This is a genomic window from Corynebacterium sp. HMSC06D04, from assembly GCF_001807315.1.
Classification (GTDB): domain Bacteria; phylum Actinomycetota; class Actinomycetes; order Mycobacteriales; family Mycobacteriaceae; genus Corynebacterium; species Corynebacterium simulans.
In genome coordinates, this window is record NZ_KV788556.1 from 58,324 (window position 1) to 73,776 (window position 15,453).

Annotated in this window: 14 protein-coding genes; 10 read left to right on the forward strand and 4 right to left on the reverse strand. The window is 59.0% G+C overall.

Going from position 1 to position 15,453, the window contains the following annotated elements; translation table 11 throughout:
• The 7 genes from HMPREF3155_RS09280 to HMPREF3155_RS09310 all read left to right on the forward strand — a co-directional run bounded on the left by HMPREF3155_RS09280 (position 1) and on the right by HMPREF3155_RS09310 (position 8,531).
• Complete coding sequence (locus HMPREF3155_RS09280; protein ID WP_235591045.1) at positions 1 to 1,662, forward strand: ABC transporter substrate-binding protein; 1,662 nt, start codon at positions 1 to 3, stop codon at positions 1,660 to 1,662.
• A 50-nt stretch (positions 1,663 to 1,712) separates the two neighbouring features.
• Positions 1,713 to 2,267, forward strand: coding sequence for an adenine phosphoribosyltransferase (locus tag HMPREF3155_RS09285; protein ID WP_070433167.1), 555 nt, complete (start codon positions 1,713 to 1,715; stop codon positions 2,265 to 2,267).
• 43 nt (positions 2,268 to 2,310) lie between these two features.
• A complete protein-coding gene (locus HMPREF3155_RS09290) occupies positions 2,311 to 4,626 on the forward strand; it encodes a RelA/SpoT family protein (protein ID WP_371441329.1) in 2,316 nt (771 codons plus the stop codon).
• Between the two features lie 217 nt (positions 4,627 to 4,843).
• Positions 4,844 to 6,925 (forward strand): bifunctional metallophosphatase/5'-nucleotidase, encoded by a 2,082-nt coding sequence (locus HMPREF3155_RS09295; protein WP_061922790.1) that lies wholly within the window; start codon positions 4,844 to 4,846, stop codon positions 6,923 to 6,925.
• A 99-nt stretch (positions 6,926 to 7,024) separates the two neighbouring features.
• Positions 7,025 to 7,609 carry a DUF421 domain-containing protein gene (locus HMPREF3155_RS09300; RefSeq protein WP_061922787.1) on the forward strand — a complete coding sequence of 195 codons (585 nt, stop codon included), beginning with the start codon at positions 7,025 to 7,027 and terminating at the stop codon, positions 7,607 to 7,609.
• 100 nt (positions 7,610 to 7,709) lie between these two features.
• Entirely contained in the window at positions 7,710 to 8,264 is a 555-nt protein-coding gene (locus HMPREF3155_RS09305) for a hypothetical protein (protein WP_141741049.1), read from the forward strand.
• 87 nt (positions 8,265 to 8,351) lie between these two features.
• Entirely contained in the window at positions 8,352 to 8,531 is a 180-nt protein-coding gene (locus tag HMPREF3155_RS09310) for a hypothetical protein (RefSeq protein WP_061922781.1), read from the forward strand.
• A gap of 202 nt (positions 8,532 to 8,733) precedes the next feature.
• On the opposite strand, the gene HMPREF3155_RS09315 is transcribed toward HMPREF3155_RS09310, so the two are convergent.
• Positions 8,734 to 9,039, reverse strand: a complete 306-nt coding sequence (locus tag HMPREF3155_RS09315) for a hypothetical protein (protein WP_061922779.1) — start codon at positions 9,037 to 9,039, stop codon at positions 8,734 to 8,736.
• A gap of 297 nt (positions 9,040 to 9,336) precedes the next feature.
• Positions 9,337 to 10,200 carry a peptidylprolyl isomerase gene (locus HMPREF3155_RS09320; RefSeq protein ID WP_061922777.1) on the reverse strand — a complete coding sequence of 288 codons (864 nt, stop codon included), beginning with the start codon at positions 10,198 to 10,200 and terminating at the stop codon, positions 9,337 to 9,339.
• 153 nt (positions 10,201 to 10,353) lie between these two features.
• On the opposite strand from HMPREF3155_RS09320, the gene tpx reads away from it, so the two are divergent.
• From tpx to hisS, 3 genes are all read left to right on the forward strand, one after another.
• Positions 10,354 to 10,854: a thiol peroxidase gene (gene tpx, locus HMPREF3155_RS09325; RefSeq protein ID WP_061922775.1), complete on the forward strand. Its 501-nt coding sequence runs from the start codon at positions 10,354 to 10,356 to the stop codon at positions 10,852 to 10,854.
• 77 nt (positions 10,855 to 10,931) lie between these two features.
• Positions 10,932 to 11,585, forward strand: a complete 654-nt coding sequence (locus tag HMPREF3155_RS09330; RefSeq protein WP_061922772.1) for an MBL fold metallo-hydrolase — start codon at positions 10,932 to 10,934, stop codon at positions 11,583 to 11,585.
• A gap of 5 nt (positions 11,586 to 11,590) precedes the next feature.
• Positions 11,591 to 12,871 (forward strand): histidine--tRNA ligase, encoded by a 1,281-nt coding sequence (gene hisS, locus HMPREF3155_RS09335; protein WP_061922770.1) that lies wholly within the window; start codon positions 11,591 to 11,593, stop codon positions 12,869 to 12,871.
• 93 nt (positions 12,872 to 12,964) lie between these two features.
• Here hisS and HMPREF3155_RS09340 read toward each other — a convergent pair whose 3' ends face one another.
• Positions 12,965 to 13,543: a TetR/AcrR family transcriptional regulator gene (locus HMPREF3155_RS09340; protein WP_070433168.1), complete on the reverse strand. Its 579-nt coding sequence runs from the start codon at positions 13,541 to 13,543 to the stop codon at positions 12,965 to 12,967.
• A 78-nt stretch (positions 13,544 to 13,621) separates the two neighbouring features.
• Positions 13,622 to 15,031, reverse strand: a complete 1,410-nt coding sequence (locus HMPREF3155_RS09345; protein WP_061922766.1) for an L-serine ammonia-lyase — start codon at positions 15,029 to 15,031, stop codon at positions 13,622 to 13,624.
• Positions 15,032 to 15,453 lie beyond the last annotated feature (422 nt).

Here is a 15,453-nt window from a genome sequence, read left to right on the forward strand (position 1 = left end):
GTGGTAAACACACCACAGAACGAGCGTCATTGGAGCAAGCGAGCTGCGATGGCGCTCCTCGCCGTTGTCGGGCTAAGCGCAACGGCGTGTTCGAATGGACCGGGCGAGGATTCCGCGGAGGATGCAAAGAACGCCGGACCCAAATCCACCGATTACTTCGGCTACATGGTCAATACCCGCCTGGCCACCACCAATGCGGGAACGTCCTTTGGCAACGCTACGAATGCGGCCCAGCTGTCGAGCCGCCTATACCCAGGCATCTACATGCCGGGCCCATCGGGGCAGATGATTCCAAACTCGGACTTGGTGCAGACCGAGGAGATACCGGCCAGCCCGGAGAACCCATATAAGCAGGTCAATTTCACCTTGTCGGAGCAGGCAACCTTCTCCGACGGCATTCCTGTGACCTGCGATGACTACCTGCTGGCATATACCGCTGGCGTCATGCCGGCCGAGTTTGGTTCGCACATGCCGCTTACTAGCGAGATCGCGCAATTTGATTGCGCACCCAACGCGAAGAAGTTCACCATCACCTTCAACAAGGACCAAGGCGATAGGTGGCGTTACCTCTTTGGCCCGGGCACCGTTATGCCGGCGCATGCCGTGGCTAAGAAGGCCGGGATGAACCTAGAAGAGCTCAACGCGGCGCTGTCCACGCAGGATCCTGCGTCCTTGCAACAGGTCGCCGAGACCTGGCGCTACGGTTTCTCCACGACAGCCGAGGACTTTGATCCCGCGCTGCAGGTTTCCTTTGGCCCCTTCGTCGTGGATAAGGTCGGGGAGTCCGGCGAGGTCATCCTGCGCGCCAACGAGGAATACTTTGGTGATCAGCCCGCTACTGACAAGGTTGTGGTGTGGCTAAATACCGCAGATGCCAAGGCGCTGCGGGAGTCTGGTAACCTGCGCGTCGTCGACGCAGGCTCCGCTAAGCCGAAGTGGCTGCCGGCCGCCGACGAGGCAAGCCCCTATGAGGTTGAGCCCACCGTCGGCGGGTTGACCGATACGTTGACGCTGTCGCAGGCTGGCGTGTTTCAGGAGCCGTGGGCGCGTCAAGCCTTCGCGGCCTGCATCGACCAGTCCCGACTGGCCAAGGTCAGCTCGGACATCTCCGGCGTGGACGTGCCACCGGTCTACGCGCGCACCCTGCGTCACTCCGACCCGGTGGGCACGCACCTTGGCGATATCGCAGATGCGCACAAGAAGCCGGACATGACCAAGGCCTCGGAGCTTTCGGGCAATACCATCAAGATTGGCTACTTAGGCCCCGATGAGCGCTATGCCGCGATGGTGGAGGAGATTAAGGCCATGTGCGAGCCGGCCGGCATCACCGTCGAGGACCAGTCCTCCGAATACATGTCCCAGTATTACCTCGAGATGGATCCGGCTACATGGACGCCTACCATCGACGCCTTCTTGGGTCCTGTCGATCCAATGAGCGAGTACGCCACGCCCGATGCCGATATCTCGAATCTGAAGGAGATTCGAGGCGCGGAGGAAAAGCTCTGGGAGGATGTGCCTTCCATTCCGGTGGCAGCGCAGCCGCGCGTGTTCATCGTGGATCGCAACGTCAAGGGAGTGGTGCCTTACACTGGCAGCGCGGGCATTGGCTGGAACATGGACCGCTGGGCCGTGAGCGCTTCCGTGAGCGCTTCCGCGAGCTAGTGCGCAGACCTTTTCTACGTAACACTGATTTTAATGAGGATTTTTAGACCGTGAGTGAAGTTTATTCAGATGCTGCACGTGCGCTGGCGGAAAAAGTCCGCCTAGTGAAGGACTTCCCGGAGGAGGGCATCCTCTTTGAGGATCTCACGCCCGTGCTAGCCGACGCCGATGCCTTCCAAGCCGTCGTCGATGGCCTTGCGCAGGCTTGTAAGGACCTTGGCGCCGACATGATCGGCGGCCTGGACGCCCGCGGATTCCTGCTGGGGTCAGCCGTGGCCTATAAGCTGGGCCTGGGAATTCTGGCCATCCGCAAGAAGGGCAAGCTGCCGCCACCAGTACTGACCCAGGAATACACCCTAGAGTACGGCTCCGCGGCGCTGGAGATTCCGGCCGATGGCGTGGTCATCAAGGGTAAGCGTGTCGTGCTTGTCGACGACGTGCTGGCAACCGGCGGCACCCTCTACGGTGCGAAGTTGCTTTTGGAGTCTGCGGGTGCGGAAGTTGCCGGAAACGTCGTGGTGCTAGAGGTCAATGGCCTAGCCGGCCGCGAGCGATTGGCAGATGTTCCGCTGGTAGTGCTCAATCAGGCGGGCGCGACCGACTAGAATGATGTGGCTAAGGCCGTACTAGGCCAAACACATCACCCCCATGACCTACGAGGAGGGCGACGCCGTGACCACTGAGAAGTCGACAAAGCGCCCCAATGGCGGCATGCGCAGCATGTCCGCCCGTTTAGCGCGGTCTTTGACCGGCGGCCGGGTAAAGATCAACCCGGTTTTGGACCCGCTTATGTCCATTCACCGGCAGTTTCACCCCAAGGCCGATGCAGAAGCGCTCAACAATGCTTATGACACTGCTGAGCGCCTCCATGAGGGGGTATTCCGCAAGTCGGGGGAGCCGTACATTACGCACCCGCTGGCGGTCGCGACGATTGCCGCGGAGATCGGCATGGACACCACCACCATCGTTGCGGCGCTGCTGCATGACACGGTGGAAGATACCGACTACTCGTTGGATGACCTCACGCGCGACTTCGGCCCGGAGGTTGCCCGGCTTGTCGACGGCGTCACGAAGCTGGACAAGGTCGCCCTGGGCGCCGCCGCGGAGGCGGAGACGATCCGTAAGATGATCGTGGCCATGGCTACGGACCCGCGCGTGCTGGTTATCAAGGTCGCCGACCGCCTGCATAATATGCGCACCATGCGCTTTTTGCCGCCAGAGAAGCAGGCAAAGAAGGCGCGCCAGACCCTTGACGTCATCGCGCCGCTGGCGCACCGCCTCGGCATGGCGAACGTGAAGTGGGAGCTGGAAGACCTTTCCTTTGCCATCTTGTACCCGAAGAAGTATGACGAGATTGTACGCATGGTGGCAGATCGCGCGCCTTCGCGCGATCGCGCCCTTAAAGAGATCCAGAAGCAGGTCGGTGCGGCGCTGCGTGAAAACGGCATTCAGGCCGAGGTCATGGGCCGCCCGAAGCACTACTGGTCCATTTATCAGAAGATGATGGTCCGTGGCCGCGACTTTGCGGAGATCTTCGACCTCCTGGGCATCCGCATCTTGGTCGATGACGTCAACTCCTGCTACGCCGCCATCGGCGTGGTCCACGCGCTCTACCAAGCGCTGCCGGGCCGGTTTAAGGACTATATTTCCTCCCCGCGCTTCGGCGTCTACCAGTCGCTGCACACCACGGTGATTGCAGAAGGCGGCTCCACCCTGGAAGTTCAGGTGCGTACGCACGAGATGCATTACAACGCCGAGTTCGGTGTGGCCGCGCACTGGCGTTACAAGGAGAAAAAGGGCAAGAACGGCGCCGGCGATGCCGAAGTCGACCAGATGGCGTGGATGCGCCAGCTGCTGGATTGGCAGAAGGAAGCTGCAGACCCGAACGAGTTCTTAGACTCGCTGCGCTATGACCTGACCACCAAGCAGATCTTTGCTTTCACGCCCAAGGGCGATGTGGTGACTCTGCCAGCGGGGTCCACGCCGGTGGACTTTGCCTATGCCGTCCACACTGAGGTGGGGCACCGCTGCATCGGTGCGAAGGTCAACGGCAAGCTGGTGGCGTTGGAATCCCAGCTAAAGTCCGGCGACAAGGTAGAGATCTTTACCTCGAAGGATCAGAATGCCGGTCCTTCGCGTGATTGGCAGGAGTTCCTGGTATCGCCGCGCGCGAAGGCGAAGGTGCGCCAGTGGTTTGCCAAGGAGCGCCGCGAAGAGCACCTAGAGGCCGGCCGCGACGCTTTGGCCGCGGAAATCCAGCGCGGAGGCTTGCCGATGCACCGCCTGTTCACCGCATCCTCGATGCGCCAAGTGGCAGAGCAGTTGCACTTTGACGACGTCGATTCGCTCTACACGGCAATCGGCGCGGGCCACGTCTCGGCCCAGCACGTGGCTAACCAGTTGATGTCGCTCTTCGGCGACCAAGACGATGCCGCTGAGGCACTGGCGTCACGTACTTCGCTCACGGAGTTGGAGAACTCCCGTACTCAACGCACCACCGATTCCGAGAAGGGAACCGGCATCCTAGTGGAGGGTAGCCCCGACGTCATGGCTAAGCTGGCGCGCTGCTGCCAGCCCGTGCCTGGTGACGCCATCTTCGGATTCGTCACCCGTGGCGGCGGCGTTTCGGTTCACCGTGCAGATTGCACCAATGCCGAAAAGCTCAAGCAGGAACCAGAGCGCATGATGAAGGTGGAGTGGTCCTCCGGCAAGGGCGCCGCCGGCGAGTTTGCTGCGAGCGTCCAGCTCGAGGCCATCGACCGCCAGGGCCTGCTGGCTGAGCTGACCGGCGTGTTCAGTGAGCAGAAGCTCAACGTGTTGTCCATGAGCTCCAATCGCGGTGATGACCACATCGCCACGATGCGCTTTACCTTCTCCATCTCGGATACCAAGCAGCTGGGCCAGCTTATGACCACGCTGCGCAACACCGAGGGCGTCTTCGACGTCTACCGCGTAACGGCCTAGAAGGTCAAGCCCAGACCGTGACGGCGGGACGCCGTCACCCTCACCCAACCTAGGGTGAGGGTTTCTTAATGCCATATAGCTGGCGGTTTGCGGGCAGGTGAACTTTCCGGGCATGCCCGGTAAAACGCCAGGTAAAAGCATTTATGTGGGCTGCGAAGGTGCCTTAAAGCGACTATAAACAAGACGTTCGTACCTCTCTCATGAAACAGGAGAACTCGTGAAATTTCGTCGCTTTGGCCAGCTGCTCGCTGCCTCTACCGTTACTGCCGTCGCTCTCAGCGGAGCCCCTGCCTTCGCGCAGGACAACACCGTGACTATCTCCGTCAGCAACATCACTGACATCCACGGTCATTTGGAAAATGGCCTGCCCAAGGACAAGACCGTAAAGCCCGGCGATGAGATGGGCGCGGCTCTGCTGCAGTCGCTGATTAAGAAGGTCAACGAAGGCCAAGAATATGCGCTGACTTCCTCTGGCGATAACGTGGGCGGTTCTGCATATATCTCCGCCATCTCTGAGGATGAGTACACCATGGACGTTCTCAACGCGATGGGCCTCGATGCTACCGCAGTGGGCAACCACGAGTTTGATAAGGGCGTCGATGACTTGCGGGACCGTATCCAGCCGCACTCCGAATTCCCGATCCTGGGCGCAAACGTCCTGCAGAATGGCAAGCCGATTCTCGATGCTTCCATCGTCCAGGAAATCGGCGGCGTCAAGGTGGGTTTTGTTGGCACCGTTACCCAGAACACCGAGTTCAAGGTTGCCCCGGCAATGATTCCAGGCGTGACCTTCACCGACCCAGTTGAGGCCACCAATAAAGAGGCAAAGCACCTGAAGGAATCCGGCGAGGCTGACGTCGTCATCGCGCTCTTCCACGAGGACGCCCAGCAGTTCGCCGACGGATTCAGCACCGACGTTGATGCGCTCTTCGGCGGCGATACCCACGTGAAGACCCAGGGCGAGGTCGCCCGCGAGGGCGCCCTGCCGCTGCAGTGGGCGCAGGGCCACGAGTACGGCAAGCTGCTCAACGACCTGGATATCACCTTCGACACCAAGGCGAAGAAGGTCACCGACATCAAAATGAAGCAGTACGACGCGACGGACGCGGCTTCGCTTAGCGAGGATGCCGAAATCGCCGCGATCGTCGATGAAGCTGCGGCCAAGGCGGAGGAGCTCGGTGCTGACGTCGTGGGCACCATGCCAGAGGCGCTCTTCCGTGGCTCCGATGAGGGCAAGGGTTCGGGCTCCAACCGCGGCGTGGAATCCACCCTGAACAACTTCATCGCGCAGGCACAGCGCAAATCTGTGGCGAAGGCCGTGGGCAAGGAGATCGACCTGGGCGTCATGAACGCCGGTGGTGTGCGCGCGGACCTGCCTGCAGGCGAGGTCACCTACAAGGATGTCTTCACGGTGCAGCCATTCGGCAACGCCGTGGCTTACGGCAAGGTTTCCGGCGCTGACCTCATCAAGGCTCTGGAGAACCAGTGGCAGGAAGGCGCATCTCGTCCGCGCCTGGCCATGGGCCTTTCCGATAACGTGCAAGTGGTTTATGACCAGACCGGTGAGCACGGTAGCCGCATTAAGTCCGTGACCATCGACGGTGAGCAGGTCGACCCTAGCAAGGACTACACCATCGCGCTGTCCACCTTCCTCATCGGCGGCGGCGACGGCTACTTCGCTGAGGGCGCCATCAAGGATGTTGTGGACTTGGGTTACATGGACACTCAGGCCATGATTGATTACATCAAGGCTGGCGAGCCAGCCGCTCGTGAGGGTCAGGGCCAGATTGGCGCACACATCACCGGCGAGGTTAAGCCGGGCAATGAGATCACCGTGGAGCTGTCCTCCCTCAACTACACCTCTGAGGGCGAGCCGATGGCAAAGACCGCCACGGTCAAGCTGGGGGATGAGACCGCCACTGCGGATATCGACAACGCGAAGCAGGACGGTGACGACCAATTCGGTGAGCGCGGCCGCGCAACGCTGAAGCTTAACGTGCCGGCGGACTTCACTTGCGATACCCCGCTCGAAATCACCACCGACGCTGGTACTAAGGCAACGCTGCCGCTTGACGACGCCACCTGCAGCGACGAGCCAGGCAAGGAAGATACTACCGACAGCTCCTCGCTGAGCTCCCTGTCCTCCCTGGACTCCGGTTCTTCCAAGGGCCTGGGCATTGCTGCGGGGGTCATCGCTGCCATCGTGGGAATCATCGGCGTGGTGGGCATGAACATGCACATGCTGCCGGCGCCGGTGCGTGCTTTCATTGAGAACCTGCGCAAGCAGTTCAACATCTAAGCACTGCAGTCTAAAGCAAGGCACCGTGGAATCTTCTCCACGGTGCCTTTGTCTATCCAAGCTCCGTAAAGGAAATGCGTGATAGTAGAGTAGTTTGACGTGGATATTGTGGATTTAATCGGGCGTGAGTCGGCTTATCAATTAGGCATTGAGCCACACCGCATTCCCGTGGTCCTTCTTGCCACCATCGGTATCTACTTGGCCTTTATGATTCTGGTCAAGCTCTTTGGCACCCGCGTGCTGACGTCGATGACTGCTTCCGATGCCGTCATCATCATTATGTTCGGTGCCGTGGCCGGCCGTGTCATCGTGGGCAATCCACCGACCCTTGCCGCCGGCGTCATCGGTCTTCTAACGCTCATGGTCCTGGAAGCCGCCTTCGGCACCATCCGCCGCTACATCGGCTGGTCCCGCTACCTTGACCGCCGTCCCGTGCTGTTGGTCTACAACGGCGAGCTGGTGCGTGAAAACATGCATTTCGCTCACATCACCGTCAGCGACGTAAATTCCGCAACCCGCAAAGCCGGACTCGGCCGCCGCGGCGACATTCAGATGATGATCCTCGAACCCACCGGCCAAATTTCCGTCATCAAAATCGGCCAATTCGTCGACCCGGACCTCTTCCGCGACATCCTCGGCGCTGAGCTCATCGAGGGCATGGACGACAAACCAGGGGAGAAGTAGCTGTGCATTGGGCTGTTCGTAATGCCAAGCTACCTGGAAAGCTCTGATAAAAGCTCCGGACTTCTGACAACTTAATCTTTTTCGAATATTCTTTCTTCTGATGAGCGACACTAATGAGGAAGAACCCCCTAACACGCAGATGGCGGAGCCAATGACACCGAAGAGTCAGGATCGATCGCTGAAGACTCGAGACAGGCTTATAGGGTGGTCTGTTTCCTTGCCTGGCGCACTTTGCATATTGCTCGTCATTGTTATCATCGGAGTTGCTGCAGCATTCCTTCTGACTTGGTGGCTTACGGGTGACGAGTGGAAAGATGTCATTTTAAAGCTCGTGAATTACCGTGGGGCGATTCCGAACGCAATTGTTGCTGTTGTAGGTCTCGTAATCGCCTGGCGTTCGTTCAAGCAAAAACAAAGTTCAGATAGGCGCGATGCCTACTACAACAGAATCGAGTGGGCAATGAATCTAACTCTTGATAGCGACGAAAGAAAACGTCGAGCAGGATGGCAGTTGTTGCCAACGCTCGTGACAATGTCTGATCGCTCCGATGAAGACGAGACGTTTGTCCAAGCAATATCGGAATACATCAAGGAGAATTATGAGAATGGTGTAGAGCGTGAGCACTCGACGACGGAATCTAGTGAGGAAGCGTAAACGCCTCAATCTTTACCCAGGAAAAAGGGTGGATTACGCTGTATCAGCGATGTAAGGTTAAGGGCACCGAAAGAGGAGGGACGTGCCATGACGATTGCAGATAGGTCTGCTCAGAATTCTCAGGCGATTTCTGACGAAGAGTTTGAAGCGCTGGAAGAGGCACATTTCTTCATGAAGGCATACATGCAGCGTTTGAATGAGCCACGTAACCTTCCCTGGTGGGAGAAAGTCTTGGGCGTGTTCGGTATTCGACGAATTGTGCGCTAGCAGAGCTTTATTGAGGAGCACTCAAATAGGAATTCCCTCGATGCCGTTGTTTGCATCGAGGGTTTAGTTTTGCGCGTGATGCGTTCTCTGGCATCGGTGCTTAGCTGAAACCGTCCGGTGCATCACTGAAACCACAGCAGGTCAGGCATAAGAAAACCGCCCACCAAATGGTGAGCGGTTGTTCTAGATCTTCGGATCGAGTTTAGAAGATCTTGAAGTACTTGTTGACGAAGCCGAACAGTGCGCCGAGGGCGGTGATGACTGCGGTGGCAACGCCGATCCACTCCTTGACGTCCTTTGCCGTGAAATCGTCGGAGGAAGAGGAAGAGGAACCTTCCTTTTCAGGGGTCTTGGTCTCCGTAGGGGTTTGAGTAGTAGTAGGAGCAGCCGTTGTGGTAGTGGAAGTAGTTGCGGCTGGGGTTGCAGCCATAGCAGCGCCAGCGCCGCCGAAGGAGATGGTAGCGGCTGCAGCAGCTGCAACCAGTGCCTTGCGGGAGAAGAACTTCATGTGTTCAATCCTTAAGAGTTTGGGAATTTCAAAGACCCCACGAATGTTAGTTCCGGCCCTGAAGATATGCAACCGAAAAAGCGAAAAAGTTCATCCTGTGAAGTATCTGTAGGTATGTTGTGTGCAGGAGAAATAGGAAAAATGCACTAGATGATAGAGCCTATTTTGTGAAAAGGCCTGCGCACGCATAAGAAAATCTCAGCTACCTCTGAAAAAGGTGCATGTAAGACGAAGCCCCCTGGGCATACCCATCAGGGGTGCCCAGGGGGAGACGAAAGGACATCTATTTGTCGGCGCTTAGGCTTCGACAGACGCCTCCTTGATCTTGATTTCCTCGGCCGGCTTGCCGTCGGAGGCACCGCCTTCGACGCCGATCTTGGCGATCTTGTCCATGGTCTCCTGGCCCTTGTCGGTCAGGTCGCCGAAGTAGGTGTACTCAGGCGTGAGCATGGAGTCGGCGTAGTTGACGAAGAACTGGGAGCCATTGGTGTCCACGCCGGAGTTGGCCAGGGCGATGGAGCCTTTCGGGTAGGTCACCGGGTTCTTGGTGTCAGCTTCATCAGTCTCGTCGGTTGGGTACTCGTTGGCGAATCTAAAACCAGGGCCGCCGGAGCCGGTGCCGGTTGGGTCACCGCACTGCAGGACGCTCAAGACGCCGGAGGTCATGCGGTGGCAGATGGTGTCGTCATAGTAGCCCTGATCCGCCAGGTCCGAAATTGCGTTGACGGCACACGGAGCCTTAGCGCGGTCGAGCTCCATTTCGATGTCGCCCTTGTTGGTAGCGAAGTTAACCTTCACCGTTCCCTTGGTGGAGACATCCTTGCCGTCCGGAACCTTCGCACCGTTGGCATCCTGGCCGTCCTTTTCGTAGGTGCACTGCACGCTCGCAGGCAGTGCCTCAGCACGCTTGCCGGACAGTGGCTTGGCATCCGGGGTGTCCTGAGCAGTGGTCTCTGCGGCGCTGGATTCTTCGGCCACGACCTTCTCATCGGAATTATCGCGGGTGGCGAAGAAGTAGATGCCGCCGACCAAGGCGAGGATAACTACGAGCGAGGCCGCGACGACGCCCAGAGGGCGGGTCTTTTCCTTGCGGTCACGGGCCTTGAGCTCACGGTCGAGCTGGTTTAGCGCTTCTTCGCCACGCTGTTTGTTGTTGGGCATTTAATGGTCCTTTGGCGATGGATTTCGAGTTAAACGCTAGCTTCTAAGCCAGTGGGCTCGAGCTATACCTGACAGAGTCTAGCCCGTCTGGTCCAACGGATCGTATTTGCCCGTCGTGGCACGACGGGAGATCCTTCAGTAGGGTGGGGCGCCATGGCTCACGTTAAATTCAATGGAAACGAAACCGAAATCGCCGGAAACCTACCTGAGGTAGGGCAGAAGCTGCCAGAGTTCACGCTCGTCGGCACCGATCTTTCCGAGGTAACCAACCAGGACTTCGAGGGCAAGCGCCTGGTTATCTCCTTGTTCCCTTCCGTAGACACCGGCGTGTGTGCAGCGCAGCTGCGTTCCTTCAACGAGAAGGCTGCCGGCCTAGACAACACCGTCGTGTTGTCCGTGTCCCGTGACCTGCCATTCGCGCAGGAGCGCTTCTGTGCAGCAGAGGGCATCGAGAACGTCGTTAGCGCTTCCGATTTCCGCTCTGACTTCGGCGAGAAGCTGGGCATTACCCTGCAGGGCTCCCCACTGAAGGGCCTGCTGGCTCGCTCCGTTGTTGTCACCGATGAAGAGCACAAGGTCATCTACACCGAGCTCGTTGATGAAGTCACCACCGAGCCGAACTACGACGCCGCGATCGAGGCATTGGGCAAGTAATTCGGCGAGTAAAAGCTCACTAAATCTCATCTAGCGCCTGGCCCCACTGCATTGGGGCGGGCGCTAGACTGCGTTTTATGACTTTGAGCGTTTTAGGTTTCGCAGCTGGGCCCTACAAGACCAATACCTATGTGGTGGCCAATGGCTCCCGTGCTTTCGTGGTTGACCCAGGCATGCACGCGATGCAACGTGTTCTCGACTTGGGTAAAGAGCATGGCCTTAACTTCGAAGATATCGTCTTGACCCATGGCCACCTCGACCACACCCGCGAGGCAGGTGACCTTGCCAAGCAGCTCAACCTTCCGGTGTACATCCACCCCAAGGACGCGTTCATGCTTGTTGACGGTTCCGGGGTCTCACCGGAATCGCAGCTGCTTTTCGACGCCGCGAATATGCTCGCCATCGACGATCTTCGCGAGCTCCACGGCGGCAAGCCCTTGGAACTCATCGGCTATGAGTTCCGGATCGAGCATGCCCCGGGGCATTCGCCGGGCTCCGTCCTTATTATTGCCGAGGAATTCGTGCTTTCCGGCGACGTCCTCTTTAAAGGCTCCATCGGGCGCACCGACTTGGAGCACTCTGACCCAAGCGCGATGCAGCTCTCGCTTGCCGGGCCTGTCTGGAGGCTTGATGACAAGCTCGCTGTCCTGCCCGGACACGGCGCAACCACCACGATGGGCGCCGAAAGGGCAACTAATCCATTCTTGGCCACGCTACGGGATGTACTCTGATACGCGTGAGTGATAAGAAGCAGTTTAAGGCCCTGTCCGCTCCCAAGGGAGTCCCGGACTACATTCCGCCGCAATCGGCGACCTTCTACAAGGTGCGTGAGAACCTGGTCCATCAGGCTCATCTCTCCGGCTTCCAGCACATCGAGCTTCCGATCTTCGAAGACACCACGCTTTTCGCGCGTGGTGTTGGTGAATCCACCGATGTGGTCTCCAAGGAGATGTACACCTTCGCAGACCGCGGCGACCGCTCGGTAACCCTGCGCCCAGAAGGTACCGCAGGCGTTATGCGTTCTGTCATCGAGCACAACCTTGACCGCGGCCAACTGCCGGTCAAGCTCAACTACTTCGGACCTTTCTTCCGCTACGAGCGCCCGCAGGCTGGCCGCTACCGCCAGCTTCAGCAGGTCGGCGTCGAGGCCATCGGCGTTGACGATCCCGCGCTCGACGCCGAGGTCATCGCCCTGGCAGATCGCTCCTTCCGTTCCCTCGGGTTGAGCCAATTCCGTCTCGAGCTGACCAGCTTGGGTGACCAGAACTGCCGCCCGGCTTACCGCGAGAAGCTGCAGGAGTTCCTGTTCAAGCTCGACTTGGATGAGGAAACCCGCAAGCGTGCGGAGATCAACCCGCTGCGTGTCCTCGATGACAAGCGTCCTGAGGTCCAGGAGCAGCTTGTCGACGCCCCGCTGATGCTCGATCACCTAAACGACGAGTGCCGTGAGCACTTCGAGACGGTCACCGGCCTCCTCGATGACATGGGCATCGAGTACACCATCAATCCGCGCATGGTTCGTGGCTTGGATTACTACACCAAGACCTGTTTCGAGTTCGTGCACCCGCTGCTTGGCGCGCAGTCCGGCATCGGTGGCGGCGGTCGCTACGACGGCCTGATGTCTCAGCTGGGAGGCCAGGAGCTTTCCGGCATCGGCTACGGCCTCGGCGTCGACCGCACCGTCTTGGCTCTGGAGGCTGAGGGCATCCAGCTCGACGGCGTCGACCAGCGCGTTGAGGTCTTCGGCGTGGCACTGGGCGCCGATGCTAAGCGCCGCATGGCAGGCATTGTCAACGACCTGCGCAACGCCGGCATCTCCGCTGACATGTCCTTCGGAGACCGCGGTCTTAAGGGCGCTATGAAGGGCGCGGATCGTGCCGGCGCTCGTTTCGCGCTTGTTCTGGGCGAGCAGGAGCTTGAAAACGGCGTCGTGGCGGTCAAGGACCTTGCCGCGCATGAGCAAAGCGACGTCGCCATTGACGCGCTCGTTGAGCACCTGCGCGGCCAGCTGAATTAAGCCAACGACGCCAAAGGGCATCTCGCTGAGATGCCAAAGGCGCTTTCCTTCCCACATATCGGTTGGGGAGTGAAGGCGCCTTTTGTTTTGCTACTATGCGTTCGCCATGCCGCTTTTGATGCCTGCCAAGTAGATGCGCAGCATACGCTTTTGGATATCGGGCACGTAGCTCTCCACATGCACCTTCCTGGGGCGCACCAGCGTCAAGATCCCCACCACGAAGTCGAGGTGCCCCACGCCGGGGCCAATTACTCCGTGCTGCTTTCCGAGCTCGATGAACCTTTCGCCGTTTTCCTGCAACGCGTCGCGCTTCAACTTCAAATCTTCCGGCAGGGTATCTAAGTCCTCCGGCACGAAGGAGGGGATGAGGCTGGTCAAACCCATGTCCGTGAGCTCGAGAGCATAGTCCAGGACGAAGTTTTCCGCGTCCGAAGGATCGGATTCGAAGCCTTTAATCAAGCGATTTTGGAAGACCAGAAAATCGTCGCTCATGTGTTCCGCGCACGCGTGAATCAATCGTTCACGGTCCGGGAAGTTGCGGTAGAGCGTGGCGACGCCCACGCCTGCTTCCTGGGCAATCTTTTCAAGGGAGACCGAGTTGCCATGGCGTTTAAACATGGCACATGCCGCCTCGATGATGGCTATTCGGCGGCGTAATGCATCGGCTCGCATGGAGGTAGATATCGCTTTCTAGGTTAGGGTCTGTGCGTTAGCGATAAGACTACCTTTTGCCACGCAAGCCTTTTTGCATTAGCACTCCACCTGCGTGACGGCGAAGCCTAGGGTCTTTGCGAGGCCACCAATGGAGGTCTCCTTGTACTTCGCCAGCATGTCGCGGCCGGTATCGGCCATCGTCTGCACGGCGGCGTCGAGAGAAACGTGGTGCGTGCCTTGGCCCATGCGCGCCAGGCGCGCGGCGTTGATGGACTTGACCGCGCCGATGGCGTTGCGCTCGATGCACGGAATCTGCACGAGGCCGCCGACTGGGTCGCAGGTAAGGCCGAGGTTGTGCTCCAGCGCAATCTCGGCGGCATTTTCGATCTGCGCCGGCGTTGCGCCTAGCAGTTCAGCCATGCCGGCCGCCGCCATTGACGACGCGGAGCCTACCTCGCCCTGACAGCCCACCTCGGCGCCCGAAATCGAGGCGTTGTGCTTGATGATCATGCCGATGGCACCCGCGGTAAGCAAGTAGCGGCGGGCGGAATCGCGGGTGAAGTTCGGCTTGAAGTCGCGGGCATAGTGCAACACCGCTGGGATGATGCCGCAGGCGCCGTTCGTTGGGGCCGTGATGACGCGGCCGCCGGCGGCATTTTGCTCGTTGACGGCGAGCGCAAACAGGTTGACCCACTCCATAGCGGAAAAGCCGCAGGTCTTATCGTCGTGGCCTTCCATCAGCTGTTTGTACATGCCCGGCGCGCGGCGTGGGACCTGCAGGCCGCCCGGCAAGATGCCGGAGGTGGAGATGCCGTCGGTGACGCACTCGCGCATGATGTCCCACACCAAGTCCAGGTGCGCGTAGACGTATTCGAGGCCGCCGTCTTCTTTATGGAGCGCTTCCTGGTTGGCGGCGACAATCTCCCAGATCTTCAAATCGTGCTTCTCGCACAGCGCCAGCAATTGCTCGCCCGTGGTGAATGGGTAAGGAACATCGTCGGTGGATTCGGCCGCTGCCATGCCGGCAGGTACCTCGGCGGAGGCTGCCACCTCTGCGTCGAGTTCCGCGCGGGAGAGAATGAATCCGCCGCCGACGGAGAAGTACTCGGCGTGCTCGGCCAGTAGGTTGCCCTCTGCATCCCAGGCATCGAAGATGAGGCAATTCGGGTGCTCGGGGACCGGCTCGTTGTTGAACTCGATGGAATATTCCATCGCGCCCAGCGGGCCGTCGGTCATGCCTTTGCTCGGAATGGGCTGATCGGAACGCGGTTCAGCGTCAACCGGGACGGTCAGCGGATCCCAGCCGGCCAAGCCCAGAATCACCGCGCGGTCGGTGCCGTGGCCGCGGCCAGTCAGCGAAAGCGAGCCCCGCAGCTCGGTGTGCACCTTGGCTGGATGCTCCGGCAGCGTTTTCAGGAACGCAAGGGCCGCGCGCATTGGGCCGACGGTGTGCGAGGAAGATGGGCCAATGCCGATGGAGAAAATGTCGGTGACGCTGATTGCCATGCTGGGCGGTGCCTCCTTTGTGAGTTTGCTTTGTGAGTTTGGAAATTAAATTGGGGGTAGGTGGGGGGAGTATTTCTAGGGGGCAGGCTGTGGCTAAACCCGTGTTAATTGCGATCTTGCTGCGGCCGAAATTCTCTGTGACGAGGACTTTTTCCGGAAGGCCGCGCATACAGTTTCTCCATGGTACCGCTTTGTCAGTAGTTCACTACGTGGAGGTAGCCTTAGCAGTCCCGCGGGGTGGGTGTGACCAAGGTCAAGCGATTTTGGGGGGATAAGCCGATAGAAATTATTGAATTTTATTGTGCGACCTTTTCACACAATGAATACTGATTAGTATCTCAGTTCACAATAGTTAAGCAATTCAGCGTGCCTAACAACTGTGGCTGGATAAAAGTTCTTTCATCTGCTCTGTCTGATTCCTC

Bases quoted from the DNA above. Each gene is read 5' to 3' on its own strand.
- HMPREF3155_RS09320 (WP_061922777.1), bottom strand. From the start codon at position 10,200: ATGCCCAACAACAAACAGCGTGGCGAAGAAGCGCTAAACCAGCTCGAC.
- HMPREF3155_RS09315 (WP_061922779.1), bottom strand. From the start codon at position 9,039: ATGAAGTTCTTCTCCCGCAAGGCACTGGTTGCAGCTGCTGCAGCCGCT.
- HMPREF3155_RS09330 (WP_061922772.1), top strand. From the start codon at position 10,932: ATGACTTTGAGCGTTTTAGGTTTCGCAGCTGGGCCCTACAAGACCAAT.
- HMPREF3155_RS09345 (WP_061922766.1), bottom strand. From the start codon at position 15,031: ATGGCAATCAGCGTCACCGACATTTTCTCCATCGGCATTGGCCCATCT.
- HMPREF3155_RS09290 (WP_371441329.1), top strand. From the start codon at position 2,311: ATGACCTACGAGGAGGGCGACGCCGTGACCACTGAGAAGTCGACAAAG.
- HMPREF3155_RS09305 (WP_141741049.1), top strand. From the start codon at position 7,710: ATGAGCGACACTAATGAGGAAGAACCCCCTAACACGCAGATGGCGGAG.
- HMPREF3155_RS09310 (WP_061922781.1), top strand. From the start codon at position 8,352: ATGACGATTGCAGATAGGTCTGCTCAGAATTCTCAGGCGATTTCTGAC.
- tpx (WP_061922775.1), top strand. From the start codon at position 10,354: ATGGCTCACGTTAAATTCAATGGAAACGAAACCGAAATCGCCGGAAAC.
- HMPREF3155_RS09340 (WP_070433168.1), bottom strand. From the start codon at position 13,543: ATGCGAGCCGATGCATTACGCCGCCGAATAGCCATCATCGAGGCGGCA.